This is a genomic window from Reyranella sp., from assembly GCF_052439685.1.
Lineage (GTDB): Bacteria > Pseudomonadota > Alphaproteobacteria > Reyranellales > Reyranellaceae > Reyranella.
On the sequence record NZ_JBQVQG010000037.1, the window covers coordinates 1 to 13283 of the forward strand.

Consider the following 13283-nt stretch of genomic DNA (forward strand, 5'->3'; position numbering starts at 1 on the left):
GCGGCGGCGCCGATGCCGGGCGCCTCGGTCGAGCCGCCATCGGCGACCTTGCCGACCTGGAAGGGCCTGCTGCTGCGGCATCTGGAGCGGCACAAGCGCTACCCGTCGGAGGCGCAGCGGTCGCGGCACGAGGGTGTGACCTATGTGCGGTTCACGATGAGCCGCGACGGGCGCATCCTCGCCGCGCGCATCGAGCGGCCGTCGGGGCATGCCGAGCTCGACCAGTAAGGACTCGACCTGCTGCAGCGGGCACAGCCGCTGCCGCCGTTGCCCCAGGACCAGCCCGGCGAAAGCCTGGAGATCGTCGTCCCCGTACAGTTCTTCCTCGGGAGGTGAGGAAGATGGGCGGTCAGCCGACGACGAAACTCTGGTACATGAACTGGAGGTCGGCGCTTTCCTGCGGCGTGATCTCGCCGTCGAGGACGCGGCCTTCCCACGAACGCAGCTTGCGCTTGATGTCGACCGGTGTGCGCGGGCTCAGCAGCACCATGAAGAACTGCTCGTGCGGCGAGAGTTCGCGCTCGCGACGATAGCCGAATGGACCGGCGCCGGGGGCGCGGGCCTGGGCCGGTTCCTGCGCCGCAAGGGAAGAGGGGGCGGCCACGCGCGGCAGGATGGCGTCGTCGATCACCTGGTCCCAGGTGAGGCCCGCTTCGCGCACCATGGCCGAGGCAAGCTTGGCGGCGGCCAGGGCCTCCTGGGCGTGGCTGCTGTCGAGGATCTCGAGGACCTTGACCAGGGTGTTGCGATTGAAGGTGGACACTTGCGTTTGGCGCCTTTGACTATCGCGTGAGCAACGGGCACTAAGTGCCTACAAGATATAGATGGATGTGCCTTGGATCAAGGCAAGACCCCTGCTAACGCTTTCCCGGTCTACCTCGCGGGCCTCGCCAGCTGGTTCGTGCCGCTCGGCATCCAGATGGTGCTGTTTCCGTGGCTGGTGGCCGTGGTTCTCCACATGGACGCCTTTGCCGTGGGCGTCGCGCAGGCAGCCGTCATGGCGCCGTCGCTGCTCTTCCTGCCGCTGGGCGGACTGGTCGCCGACCGGGGTAACGCCCGCCGGCTCCTGCTGCGATACCACCTGATCTACGCCCTGCCGCCGCTCGCCCTGGCACTCGTCCTGTGGTCCGACGGGCTGAGCTACCCGCTGCTGATCGCCTACGGCGTGGTCGCCGGCGCGATCGGCGCCTTCGCCATCCCGACCCGCGATGCCCTGCTGCCCGTCGTGGCCCCCAAGGGCGGCCTGCCCAAAGCCGTGGCGCTGGCGACGGCGCTTCAGTTCGGCGGCCAGCTGCTGGGTATCGCCTGCGCCTCGACCGCCGACCGGTTCGGCGCCCTGCCGCTCCTGCTGCTGCATTCCGGCATGGTGCTGGCGGGCTGCATCTTCGTGCGCCGGCTGCCCGACCCGCCGCCGCATCCGAAGACCGAGCATCCGGGCTTCTGGCGCAGCATCGGCGAGGGCGTCTCGGCTGCCGCGAAGTCGGACCAGATCTGGCCCGTGCTGCTGCTCAACTTCGGGGTCGGCATCTTCTATGTCGGGCCGTTCATGGCCGTGCTGCCGCTGGCGATCCGCGATCACTATGCCGGCGGGGCGGCCGAGCTCTCCTACATGAACCTGGCCTTCTGGGCCGCGACCATCGTGGCCAGCATGGCGCTGGTCGGCCTCGCGCGCCGGCTGACCCTGCGCGGACGCCTGATCGGCAGTGCGGTGCTGGTGGGCGCGATGGTGCTCCTGTCGCTCGCGATGCTGCCGCCGTTCCCGGTGTTCCTCGCCCTGATCTTCGTCTGGGGGCTGGGCGCCGGCATCACCATGACCCAGAGCCGGACGGTGGTGCAGATCGTGGCACCCGCCAGCCACCGCGCGCGCCTGATGTCGCTGTTTCAGCTGGGTCTCAGCGGCGGCGGCCCGATCGGCGCCTTCCTGACCGGCACGATCTGCTCGGTCTGGGGCCTCAAGGCCGCGCTGCTGATCCCCGCGATCGCGATGCTGCTGATGATCGCGATCGTCCTGCTAAAGTCGCGCCTCTGGGCGATGCGGACGGTGGAGTAGGGCGGGAAACGCCGGTCTTGCCGCCATGGATGGCTCTTCGGATAGGCTGCACGATAGGTTTGCCTAGTTGTGAACGGTGGGCGAAACTCTCCACCATGCATCGAGACAGTCATCGCCGATTGCGAGAAGAGATGCGGCAGTGAAGTATTGGTCGCGGCATTCTGAAGCCTACGAACCTCCTCTGCCGCGCCGTCTCGTCCAGTCTTGGCTTGGGTTGGCAACGGTGTTGGGCAACTTGCTGTGCTCGATTTCACCGGCGATTGCTCAGTCAGAAACACACTCGAAGGCAACGGCGCCAGCAGATGGCAAGTCGGTGGTCTGCGTCGAGATGCAAATGGGGAATCACCTGTATTGTTTCCCAAAAGCGGCGCTCGAAATTTACCAACGAAGCAAGCTGCGACAGGACGTCGTTGCGATGTCGCTCATGATGCCGGACTTGAGATTACCGGCGCCGGAAGACAACCGTCGTTTCTTTCTGGGTGAAATGTCTCGAGGAATGGCGACGACTTCCATTGCTCTGACAGTGCACGGTCCACCAATCTCTTGGGATCAGGCGGTTCGCAATCGGATCAAAGGAGGCGGCCCTGTTCCCGTTGAGGTGCCTGGCCCTTTCGGCTTGGTCGAACTCGTGGGCGGGTTTCCGAGGTCCAACCCCTACGAAAGCGAGTTCGTTGCAGAGCGTGACGGGTTTCGTTTTACAATAATTTGTGGGTTTGGAGGAGTTGACGGACGTCCTCATAGCCCGGGGCTTGTACCGACGTGTCGATCGGAAATTCCTTTCCGTGATCTCAAAGTGATTCTTCGTTTTCCTGCAGATCACCTCGATCAATGGAAGAAACTCCATGATGACGTGATCAGCAAAATCATTGCTTGGACCCGAGACTAGTCTAGCGCCTATTCGGCGGCGGCGCGGGAGCCGAGGCCCAGTGTCTGCCACACGTCCTGCAGGGCGGCGACCAGCCGGGTCATGTCGTCGTCGCCGTGCAGCGGCGTCGGCGTGAGGCGCAGGCGCTCGGTGCCACGCGGCACGGTGGGGTAGTTGATCGGCTGGACGTAGATCGCGTGGCGGTCGAGCAGCAGGTCGCTCGCCTGCTTGCAGAGCGCGGCATCGCCCACGAATACCGGCACGATGTGCGTGGTCGAGGGCATCACCGGCAGGCCGGCGGCGGCGAGGCGGCGCTTCAGGGTGGCGGCGCGTTCCTGGTGGCGGACGCGCAGTTCCGGCTGGCCACTCACGAGACGGACGCTGGCGAGGGCCGCGGCGGCGATCGCCGGCGGCAGCGAGGTCGTGAAGATGAAGCCCGAGCCGCAGGAGCGTACGAAGTCGACGGTGGCGGCCGTCGAGGCGATGTACCCGCCGACCACGCCGAACGCCTTGGCGAGCGTCGCCTGGACGATGTCGACCTTGTCGAGGACGCCGTCGCGCTCGGCCACGCCTGCACCGCGCGGGCCGTACATGCCGACGGCATGGACCTCGTCTAAATAGGTGAGGGCGCCATGGCGATGGGCGACGTCGCAGATCTCGCCGATCGGCGACACGTCGCCGTCCATCGAATAGACCGACTCGAAGGCCACGATCTTCGGCGTCGTGGGATCGGCGGCGCCGAGAAGCTCCTCGAGATGGCGCGGATCGTTGTGCCGGAAGATGCGGCGGGTGGCGCCGGAGTGGCGGATGCCCGCAATCATCGAGGCGTGGTTGAAGGCGTCGGAATAGAGCTCACAGCCCGGCAGCAGGGCACCCAGCGTCTGCAGGGTCGTCTCGTTGGCGACATAGCCCGAGGTGAAGACGAGGGCGGCTTCCTTGCCGTGCAGGCCGGCCAGCTCGCGCTCCAGCGCGGCATGCAGCGTGTTGGTGCCGGAGATGTTGCGCGTGCCGCCGGCGCCGGAACCTTGCGCGCCGATCGCCGTCTGCATCGCCTCGACCACCGCCGGATGCTGGCCCATGGCGAGATAGTCGTTGCTGCACCACACCGTCACATCGCGCGGCGCCTCGCCCTCGCGATGGAGTCGGGCGCGCGGGAAGGCACCGACGATGCGTTCCAGTTCGGCGAAGACGCGATAGCGCCCTTCGTCGCGAAGGCGGCACAGATGGCCGTTGAAGAAGGCTTCGTAGTCCATGGGTAGGTGTCTCCCGCGCACTCACTCTAGGCGCAAGGTGCTTTTTGTCCGCAGCCACAATTGGTCGCGTTGACGTGCGTCAAACGAGAACGGTTCGCAGTGAGCGTCAGCGCAGCAACGGAACGAGGAGCGCGACGCTGAGGAAAAGGGAGACCGAGAGGAGAGGGAGGGCGCCCAGCCAGCGCGTCTGGGACGGGAGTCCGTCCCAGTGACGCAGCGTCGGCACGGCAGCCCACAGGGCGAACAAGAACCCCAGCACCCAGAACAGGAGGGCGAGGGGCATTGCGACGTTCACCTGGTCGTCGGTGGCCGTCGAGATGCCGAAGCCGACGACGGCCGGCGGGATTGCGGCGGTGAACAGGGACACCGCCCAGATCGCGCGGGTACGGATTCGCTGGCCCGTTCCGAAGGGTGGCGGTCGAACGGCCGTCGCGCCGCCGCCTTCGGAACCGGCGCTCACGGTCAGCCCTTGAACAGGCCTTCCGACTTGAGGTCGGCCAGCGTGGCGTCGAACGCCTGACGCAGGCGGCCGAACAGGTCGCCGAGCTCGCTCTCGTTGATGACCAGCGGCGGACAGATGGCGACGCGATCGCCCATGTTGCGGATGAACAGGCCGCGCGCTACGGCGTGGTTGTAGACGCGCAGGCCGGCGCCGACCGCGACGAGGTCGAACGGCGTCTTGGTCTTCTTGTCGGCGACGATCTCGATCGCGCCCATCATGCCGATGCTCATCGCTTCGCCGACCAGCGGGTGATCGGCGAACGACTGGACGTGCCTGGTGAAGGCCGGGCTCATGCGCTTGGCGTGACCGAACAGGTCGGTCTCGTCGTAGATCTTCTGAGCCTCGAGCGCGACCGCGGCGGCGACCGGATGGCCGGAGTAGGTGAAGCCATGGCCCCAGGTGCCGATCTTGTCGCTCTCGCTCATCAGCGCCTGGTAGACCTTCTCGCTCACCATCACCGCCGAGATCGGCAGGAACGACGCCGACAGAGCCTTGGCGCAGGTCAGGATGTCGGGCTTGATATTCATCGTCTGGCTGCCCCAGACATTGCCGGTGCGCCCGAAGCCGCAGATCACCTCGTCGGCGACGAACAGCATGTCGTACTTGGTGCAGACCGCCTGGATCTTCTCGTAGTAGCCCTTGGGCGGAACGATGACGCCGCCAGCGCCCATCACCGGCTCGCAGATCATCGCGGCCACCTGGTCGGCGCCACCTTCCTTTATGATCAGCGCCTCGAGTTCCTCGGCGCAACGCGTGGCGAACTGCTCCTCGGTCTCACCCTCGACGCCGAAACGGTAGAAGTGCGGGCATGTCGTGTGCAGCACGCCCTGGATGGGGAGATCAAACGACCGATGGTTGGCCGGCAGACCGGTGAGGCTGGCGGAGGCGACGGTCACGCCATGATAGCCCTTGGTACGCGAGATGATCTTCTTCTTCTGCGGACGGCCCAGCGCATTGTTCATGTACCACACCATTTTCACGACGGTGTCGTTGGCCTCGGATCCGGAGTTGGCGAAGAAAACCTTCGACATCTCGACGGGCGCCATCGACTTGAGCTTTTCCGCGAGGTTGATCGCGGGCTCATGGGAGCGCTGGTTGAAGGCGTGATAGAAGGGCAGCTGCTTCATCTGCTCGTAGGCGACCGTCGCCAGCCGCTCGTTGCTGAAGCCGAGCGCCGCCGACCACAGGCCGGCCATGCCCTCGATATATTCCTTGCCATCGTCGTCCATGACGTAGACGCCGCGACCGCGCACGATGGTCAGGGGACCGGTCTGCTCGTGCTTCTTAAAGTTGGTGTAGGGGTGGAGATGGTGGGCGATGTCCCGCGAGGCGTTGGAATTGCCGCGGAAGCTGCGAGAAACGTCATTCATACCGGTACCCCTGGACTATGGTGGCTTACACGATAGCCCGCCCGAGGCCGAAGTACACTGTATCTGGCCATGCAAATTTTTTGTGCAATTGACGGCCTCGGAGCCGCGGTGCAATTTCACTGAAATATTCGCGTATGCAGGGTCGGCGGCCGGGGAGGCTCACCTGCGAACGTGGACGGGGACCATCGAAGGGGTTGTATTCATGCATTTCAAACTGCGGCATTCAGTGGCGCTGGCCGCGCTCGCCTGCGCCGGTTTCGGCTTCGTGCCTTCGGCCGATGCCAAGACATTCAAATGGGCCAACTCGGGCGACGTCAGCTCGATGGACCCGTACGCCCGCCAGGAGACGTTCCTCCTGACCTTCACCGCCAACATCTACGACCCGCTGGTCCGTCGCGACAAGGACCTGAAGCTCGAGCCGGCGCTCGCCACCAAATGGGGCCAGACCAGCCCGACCGAGTGGTTCTTCGACCTGCGCCAGGGCGTGAAGTTCAGCGACGGCACGCCGTTCACGGCTGACGATGTCATCTTCTCGATCAATCGCGCCAACGGCCCAGGCTCGAACGTCAACGGCAACTTCTCCTCGATGAAGGAGATCCGCAAGGTCAACGACCATCGCGTCGAGGTCACGACCAGCGTTCCCGATCCGTTGCTCGCCGACAAGTGGGCGTCGATCTCGATCATGTCGAAGGCCTGGGCTGAGAAGAACAACGCCGTGCAGCCCGCGGACATGATCAAGAACGAGGAGAACTTCGCGACCCGTAACGCCATGGGCACCGGCCCCTTCATGCTGAAGGAGCGCCGCGCCGGCGAGAAGACAGTCCTCGTTCCGAACCCGACCTGGTGGGACAAGCCGGTCCACAACCTGACCGAGGTGGTGTTCACGCCGGTTCCGAACGCCGCGACCCGCATCGCCGCGCTCAAGGCGGGCGACATCGACATGACCTACGAGGTGCCGCCGGCCGACACCGACAACCTCAAGAAGGACGCCAACATCAAGGTCCTGGAAGGGCCGGAGACGCGCGTCGTGTTCCTCGGCTTCGACCAGGAGCGCGACGAACTGGTCGAGTCCAACGTCAAGGGCAAGAACCCCTTCAAGGACAAGCGCGTCCGTGAGGCGATGCACCGCTCGATCGACGTCGACGCGATCAAGCGCACCGTGATGCGGGGCCAGTCTTTCCCGACCAACCTGATGGTCGCGCCGGGCATCAATGGCTACACCAAGGCCCTCGACAAGCGCCCGCCGCTGCTGAAGCCGGAAGAGGCCAAGAAGATGCTGGCCGATGCCGGCTATCCCAACGGCTTCGAGACGGGCATGGACTGCCCGAACGACCGCTACGTCAACGACGAGAAGATCTGTCAGGCCGTCGTGGCGATGCTCGCCAAGATCGGGATCAAGGTGAATCTGCGTGCCCAGACTCGCAATCTCTACTTCGCCAAGATCCTGCGCAGCACCGCCGACGGCAAGCCGAGCAACACCAGCTTCTACATGCTGGGCTGGTCGCCGGCGACGACCTACGACGTGCACAACGTCTTCGAGCAGATCATCCAGACGCCCGACGTGAAGGCCAAGAAGGGCCTCTACAATGCCGGCGGCTACTCCAACAAGAAGTTCGACGAACTGTCGAACAAGGTCGAGGTCGAGACGGACAAGGCCAAGCGCGACGCCATGATCGCCGAAGCCACGAAGATCTACGTCGACGACTTCGCGTACATCCCGCTGCACCAGCAGGCGCTGGTCTGGGCGACCCGCAAGAACGTCGACCTGGTCCAGCCGGCCGACAACAGCTTCCCGCTGCGCTTCGTCAACCTGAAGTAGCTCCGGCAACCGACGACCGGCCTCGGCGCAGATATCCTGCGACCGAGGCCGGTTCCGTTATGGCGTCATTCCTGCTAGGGCTGCGCCAAGCCAAGAACAGCACATGCTCGCCTTCATCCTCCGACGACTTCTTCAATCGATCGCCGTCCTGCTGACGGTCGGTCTCGTATCCTTTTCACTCTTTCGCTACGTCGGCGATCCCATCAATTCGATGGTCGGCCAGGACACGCCGGCCAGCGAGCGCGAGGCGCTGCGCGAGCGGCTGGGCCTGAACGACGCGCCGCCGATCCAGTTCCTGCGCTTCATCGGCAACGCGGCGCAGGGCAAATTCGGCCTGAGCTACCGGACCTCGGAGCCGGTCGGCCGGATGATCCTGGAACGGCTGCCGGCCACCCTCGAGCTCTCGTTCTGCGCGGCCGTCTTCGCCCTGTTCGTGGGCGTGCCGATGGGTGTCTATACCGGGCTCTATCCAAAGCACTGGTCGAGCCGGCTGATGCAGGCGGTCTCCCTCATAGGAATCTCGCTTCCCACGTTCGTGATCGGCATCCTGCTGATCCTCGTCTTTGCGGTCTGGCTGCACTGGCTGCCGTCCTTCGGTCGCGGCGAGACGGTGATGCTGTTCGGCTGGTGGCCTACCAACTTCCTGACGATCAAGGGGCTGCAGGCGCTGATCCTGCCATCGATCACGCTCGGCCTGTTCCAGCTCACGCTCCTGATGCGGTTGGTCCGCTCGGAGATGCTGGAAGTGATGCGCACCGACTACATCAAGTTCGCGCGGGCGAGGGGGCTCACCAACCGGGCGATCAATTTCGGCCATGCGCTCAAGAACACGCTGGTGCCGGTGATCACCGTCACCGGCCTGCAGCTGGGCGCCCTGATCGCCTTTGCGATCGTGACTGAGACGGTGTTCGCCTGGCCGGGCGTCGGCCAGCTGTTCATCCAGTCCGTGCAGTTTTCCGACATCCCGGTGATGGCAGCCTATCTGATGCTGATCGGTCTCTTGTTCGTGTTGATCAACCTCACGGTCGATCTTCTCTATTTCGTCGTCGATCCGCGGCTGCGCAGCCAGGGCGGGGCGGCGCGCGTGGCGGGGCATTGAGATGAGCGAGCGTTCGACCACTCAGCCCGGCTGGCTGCACAGGATGACCGACAGCGACATCTGGTGGAGCTTCAAGTCCTCGTCGCTCACGGTTGTCGCTGCCATCGGCACGATCCTGATCATATTGATCGCCTTCCTGTCCCCGGTGTTGGCGCCGCACACACCGTTCGATCCGGCGACGCTCAGCCTCAGCGACGGGTTGAAGCCGCCGGTGCTGCTGTCGCCCGATGGCGACTGGGCCTTTCCGCTCGGCACCGATGACCAGGGCCGCGACATCCTCTCCTCGATCATGTACGGCACGCGGCTCTCGCTGGTCGTCGGCTTCGCATCGGTGGTCGTCGCCATGTCGATCGGCATCGCGCTCGGCCTGCTCAGCGGCTATTTCGGCGGCGCCGTCGACGCGCTGATCATGCGCATCGCCGACGTGCAGCTCACCTTCCCCGCGATCTTGGTGGCGCTGCTGATCGACGGTATCGTGCGTAGCGTGATCTCGGTGCAGCGCCACGATGAGATCGCGGTCTTGGTGATCGTCGGCGCCATCGGCCTCAGCTTCTGGGTCCAGTATGCCCGCACGGTGCGCGGCTCGGTCATGGTTGAGAAGAACAAGGAATATGTGCAGGCGGCGCGGGTAATCGGCCTGTCGCCGCTGCTGATCATGGTACGCCACGTCCTGCCGAACGTGACCGGACCGGTGCTCGTGATCGCCACCATCAATCTCGGCCTCGCCATCATCACCGAGGCGACGCTGTCGTTCCTGGGAGTCGGCCTGCCGTCGACCGAACCGTCGCTCGGAACGCTGATTCGGCTCGGCAACGACGTGCTGCAGTCGGGCGACTGGTGGATCACCGTCTTCCCCGCCGCCACGCTCGCGGCCCTGGTCCTGGCGGTCAACTTGCTGGGCGACTGGCTTCGCGACGCCCTCAATCCCAAACTGCGATAGTCACGACGATGGCCGCCGCATCGAACACCGCACCGCTCCTCGAAGTCCGCAACCTGCGGGTCGAGTTTCCGACGCGCCGGGGCACCTTGCTTGCCGTCGACGACGTCTCCTTCGACATCGCGCCCGGCGAAGTGCTGGGCGTGGTGGGCGAGTCCGGCGCCGGCAAGTCGCTGACCGGTAACGCCATCATCGGCCTGCTGGAGCCGCCGGGCCGCGTGGCCGGCGGCGAGATCCGGCTGGAAGGGCGGCGGATCGACGACCTGCCTTACGAGGAGATGCGCAAAATCCGCGGCGCGCGTATCGGCGCGATCTTCCAGGATCCGCTGACCAGCCTCAATCCGCTCTATTCGGTGGGCCGCCAGCTCGTCGAGACCATCCAGACCCATATGCCGCTCTCGGGCAGCCAGGCCAAGGCGCGGGCGATCGAACTTCTCAAGGAAGTGGGTATTCCCGGCGCCGAGATGCGCATCGACCACTATCCGCACCAGTTCTCTGGCGGCATGCGCCAGAGAGTTGTGATCGCGCTGGCGCTGTGCGCAGGCCCGCGGCTGATCGTGGCCGACGAACCCACGACCGCGCTCGACGTCTCGATTCAGGCGCAGATCATCGCCCTCCTGAAACGTCTGTGCCGCGAGCACGGTACGGCGGTGATGCTGGTGACCCACGACATGGGCGTGATCGCCGAGACCGCCGACCGGGTTGCCGTGATGTATGCCGGCCGGGTGGCCGAGATCGGTCCGGTGCGCGAGGTCGTGAAGCACGCCAAGCATCCCTACACGAAGGGCCTGATGGGCTCGATCCCGAGCCTCGGCGTGCGCACCGAGAAGCTGACCCAGATCGACGGCGCCATGCCGCGTCTCACCGAGATCCCGACGGGTTGCGCCTTCAACCCGCGCTGCACGTTCAAAGGCCAGCGCTGTCTGGTCGAGCGCCCGAACCTGATGCCGGCCGGCGCCACACGGGCAGCCTGCTGGCTCCACGATCGTGGCGGCGTCGGCGCGCCCATCCTCAAGGAGACGGTCGATGCCTGACGGCAGCGCCGATTTTGTCCACATCGAAGGGCTGAAGCGCCACTTCGATGTCTCCGCGCCCTGGTTGGTGCGCAAGCTCGAAGGCCGGCCGCGCCAGGTCGTGCAGGCAGTCGACGGCATCGATATTCAGATCGCCAAGGGCGAGACCTTCTCGCTGGTGGGCGAGTCCGGCTGCGGCAAGTCGACGGTCGCCCGCCTCGTCGTCGGCCTCTATCCGCCGACGGCCGGCCGCATCCAGATCGACGGCAACGACATGTCGGGCCACCATAGCCGGTCCGACATGGCTGCGCTGCGGCGGCGCATGCAGATGATCTTCCAGGATCCGTTTGCCAGCCTCAATCCGCGCTGGCGCGTGTTCGACATCATCGCCGAGCCGATCCGCGCCTTCGGCCTCTCGACCGGCAAGGCCGATCTGGAAGCGCGTGTCGCGGCGCTGCTGCGGCAGGTGAAGCTGAACCCGGCCGACGGCCGCAAGTATCCGCACGAATTCTCGGGCGGCCAACGGCAGCGCATCTCGATCGCGCGCGCGCTCGCCAGCGAGCCGGAATTCCTGGTGTGCGACGAGCCGACCTCGGCGCTCGACGTTTCGGTGCAGGCGCAGATCCTGAACCTGATGGTCGACCTGCAGCGCCGGCTGCAGCTCACCTATCTTTTCATCAGCCACAATCTCGCGGTCGTCTATCACATCTCCACGCGGGTGGGCGTGATGTACCTCGGCCGCCTGGTCGAGGTTGCGCCGACCGACACGTTGTTCCGGCGGCCCAAGCACCCCTATACGCGGATGCTGCTCGACACGATCCCCGACCTCGAAATGACGGGCCGCGAGCGCAGCCCGGTCGGCGGCGAGGTCCCGAGCCCGATCAATCCGCCCTCGGGCTGCTCCTTCCACCCGCGTTGCCCGTTCGCCAATGACCGCTGCAAGGCCGAGCGCCCCAAGGCGTTGCCGATCGAAGGCGGCACGGTGGCCTGCCACGCGATCGAGGAGGGTCGCCTGCCGATCGAGGACCGGACCTACGCGCTCAACACCTGACGCGTCCGGCAGGACCACTCCTGCGTCAGGCCTGATGTGCATAGGCGGACGCCGAGTGCGCTTGATCTGCGCCGGGGCTCGCTTACGATCCGCCGCAACAATTTCAACGGAGACTTAAGGATGCCGGTCATCAACCGCATTGCCTCGTTCCACAAGGATATGACCGCGTGGCGTCATGACATTCACAGCCACCCGGAGACGGCCTTCGAGGAGGTGCGGACGGCCGACGTGGTCGCCGCGAAGCTGGAGAGCTTCGGCATCGAGGTCCATCGCGGCCTCGCCAAGACCGGCGTCGTGGGCGTGCTGCGCTCGGGCACGTCCAAGCGCGCGATCGGCCTGCGCGCCGACATGGATGCGCTCGACGTCCACGAGACCAACCAGTTCGATCACAAGTCGACGATCCCCGGCAAAATGCACGCCTGCGGTCATGACGGTCACACGGTTATGCTGCTGGGCGCCGCCAAGTATCTCGCCGAGACGAAGAACTTCGACGGCACGGTCTACTTCATCTTCCAGCCGGCCGAGGAGAACGAGGGCGGCGGGCGTGTGATGGTGGAAGAGGGGCTGTTCGAGAAGTTCCCGGTCGAGGGCGTCTACGGCATGCACAACATCCCGGGCATCCCGGTCGGCAAGTTCGCCGTCCGCCCCGGCCCGATGATGGCCGCCTACGACATCTTCGAGGTGGTGTTGAAGGGCGTCGGCGGCCACGGCGCGATGCCGCAATACACGATCGATCCGGTGGTCGTCGGCGCGCACATCGTGACCGCACTACAGTCGATCGTGGCGCGCAACGTCGATCCGATGGACACCGCCGTCGTCTCGACGACGCAGATCCATGCCGGCGACGCGTGGAACGTGATCCCGCAGGAATGCGTGCTGCGCGGCACCGTCCGCACCTTCAAGAAGCCGGTGCAGGACCTGATCGAGCAGAACATCGAGAAGATCGCGCGCAACGTCGCCGCGGGCTTTGGCGCCGAGGTGGTGAAGTGGCGCTACGAGAAGCGCTATCCCGCGACCGTGAACAGCGTCCAGGAGACCGAGTTCGCCGCCCAGGCCGCGGCCTCGCTGGTCGGGCTGGAGAATGTCAACCGCAATCCGACGCCGGCCATGGGCTCCGAGGACTTCGCCTGGATGCTGCTCAAGAAGCCGGGCTGCTACATCTGGGTCGGCAACGGCGACGGCGTTGGCAGCTGCATGGTCCACAATCCGGGCTACGACTTCAACGACGAGATCCTGCCGCTCGGCGCGTCCTATTGGGCGACGCTGGTCGAGCAGCAACTCGCCCGCGAGGCCCTGCCGCAGGCGGCGGAGTAGACCGGCTTCC

The 13283-nt window shown here is 65.5% G+C and carries 13 protein-coding genes; 9 read left to right on the forward strand and 4 right to left on the reverse strand.

Translation table 11 applies throughout. The features are described from left to right. On the forward strand, window positions 1–228 hold a 228-nt coding region (locus tag ACT6UX_RS27435; RefSeq protein WP_444778336.1), incomplete at its 5' end, for an energy transducer TonB. A gap of 121 nt (window positions 229–349) precedes the next feature. On the opposite strand, the gene ACT6UX_RS27440 is transcribed toward ACT6UX_RS27435, so the two are convergent. Further along, a complete protein-coding gene (locus ACT6UX_RS27440; protein ID WP_444778337.1) occupies window positions 350–763 on the reverse strand; it encodes a hypothetical protein in 414 nt (137 codons plus the stop codon). A gap of 72 nt (window positions 764–835) precedes the next feature. Here ACT6UX_RS27440 and ACT6UX_RS27445 point away from each other — a divergent pair, with 72 nt between their 5' ends. Together ACT6UX_RS27445 and ACT6UX_RS27450 are read left to right on the forward strand one after the other, a co-directional pair. Further along, on the forward strand, window positions 836–2050 hold the full coding sequence (locus tag ACT6UX_RS27445) for an MFS transporter (RefSeq protein WP_444778338.1): 1215 nt from the start codon (window positions 836–838) through the stop codon (window positions 2048–2050). 139 nt (window positions 2051–2189) lie between these two features. Beyond that, entirely contained in the window at window positions 2190–2936 is a 747-nt protein-coding gene (locus ACT6UX_RS27450) for a hypothetical protein (protein ID WP_444778339.1), read from the forward strand. Window positions 2937–2944: 8 nt separating this feature from the next. Here ACT6UX_RS27450 and hemA read toward each other — a convergent pair whose 3' ends face one another. The 3 genes from hemA to ACT6UX_RS27465 form a co-directional block, all read right to left on the reverse strand. Then, a complete protein-coding gene (gene hemA / locus ACT6UX_RS27455; protein ID WP_444778340.1) occupies window positions 2945–4168 on the reverse strand; it encodes a 5-aminolevulinate synthase in 1224 nt (407 codons plus the stop codon). A 106-nt stretch (window positions 4169–4274) separates the two neighbouring features. Further along, window positions 4275–4628: a hypothetical protein gene (locus ACT6UX_RS27460; protein ID WP_444778341.1), complete on the reverse strand. Its 354-nt coding sequence runs from the start codon at window positions 4626–4628 to the stop codon at window positions 4275–4277. A gap of 2 nt (window positions 4629–4630) precedes the next feature. Beyond that, window positions 4631–6040: an aspartate aminotransferase family protein gene (locus ACT6UX_RS27465; protein WP_444778342.1), complete on the reverse strand. Its 1410-nt coding sequence runs from the start codon at window positions 6038–6040 to the stop codon at window positions 4631–4633. Window positions 6041–6242: 202 nt separating this feature from the next. Between ACT6UX_RS27465 and ACT6UX_RS27470 the strand changes: the two genes are divergently transcribed. The 6 genes from ACT6UX_RS27470 to ACT6UX_RS27495 all read left to right on the forward strand — a co-directional run bounded on the left by ACT6UX_RS27470 (window position 6243) and on the right by ACT6UX_RS27495 (window position 13273). Then, window positions 6243–7859 (forward strand): ABC transporter substrate-binding protein, encoded by a 1617-nt coding sequence (locus ACT6UX_RS27470; RefSeq protein WP_444778343.1) that lies wholly within the window; start codon window positions 6243–6245, stop codon window positions 7857–7859. 103 nt (window positions 7860–7962) lie between these two features. Further along, window positions 7963–8958: an ABC transporter permease gene (locus ACT6UX_RS27475; protein WP_444778344.1), complete on the forward strand. Its 996-nt coding sequence runs from the start codon at window positions 7963–7965 to the stop codon at window positions 8956–8958. Window position 8959: 1 nt separating this feature from the next. Then, window positions 8960–9898 carry an ABC transporter permease gene (locus ACT6UX_RS27480; RefSeq protein WP_444778345.1) on the forward strand — a complete coding sequence of 313 codons (939 nt, stop codon included), beginning with the start codon at window positions 8960–8962 and terminating at the stop codon, window positions 9896–9898. A gap of 8 nt (window positions 9899–9906) precedes the next feature. Further along, window positions 9907–10929, forward strand: coding sequence for an ABC transporter ATP-binding protein (locus ACT6UX_RS27485; RefSeq protein ID WP_444778346.1), 1023 nt, complete (start codon window positions 9907–9909; stop codon window positions 10927–10929). Continuing rightward, entirely contained in the window at window positions 10922–11959 is a 1038-nt protein-coding gene (locus ACT6UX_RS27490) for an ABC transporter ATP-binding protein (RefSeq protein WP_444778347.1), read from the forward strand. The genes ACT6UX_RS27485 and ACT6UX_RS27490 overlap by 8 nt, the downstream gene beginning before the upstream one ends. Window positions 11960–12079: 120 nt before the next feature. Further along, complete coding sequence (locus ACT6UX_RS27495; protein WP_444778348.1) at window positions 12080–13273, forward strand: M20 aminoacylase family protein; 1194 nt, start codon at window positions 12080–12082, stop codon at window positions 13271–13273. The last annotated feature ends 10 nt before the right edge of the window (window positions 13274–13283 follow it).

Excerpts from the sequence above, each read along its gene's own strand:
- hemA (WP_444778340.1), bottom strand. The coding sequence starts at position 4,168 with ATGGACTACGAAGCCTTCTTCAACGGCCATCTGTGCCGCCTTCGCGAC.
- ACT6UX_RS27490 (WP_444778347.1), top strand. The coding sequence starts at position 10,922 with ATGCCTGACGGCAGCGCCGATTTTGTCCACATCGAAGGGCTGAAGCGC.
- ACT6UX_RS27475 (WP_444778344.1), top strand. The coding sequence starts at position 7,963 with ATGCTCGCCTTCATCCTCCGACGACTTCTTCAATCGATCGCCGTCCTG.
- ACT6UX_RS27465 (WP_444778342.1), bottom strand. The coding sequence starts at position 6,040 with ATGAATGACGTTTCTCGCAGCTTCCGCGGCAATTCCAACGCCTCGCGG.
- ACT6UX_RS27495 (WP_444778348.1), top strand. The coding sequence starts at position 12,080 with ATGCCGGTCATCAACCGCATTGCCTCGTTCCACAAGGATATGACCGCG.
- ACT6UX_RS27485 (WP_444778346.1), top strand. The coding sequence starts at position 9,907 with ATGGCCGCCGCATCGAACACCGCACCGCTCCTCGAAGTCCGCAACCTG.
- ACT6UX_RS27480 (WP_444778345.1), top strand. The coding sequence starts at position 8,960 with ATGAGCGAGCGTTCGACCACTCAGCCCGGCTGGCTGCACAGGATGACC.
- ACT6UX_RS27470 (WP_444778343.1), top strand. The coding sequence starts at position 6,243 with ATGCATTTCAAACTGCGGCATTCAGTGGCGCTGGCCGCGCTCGCCTGC.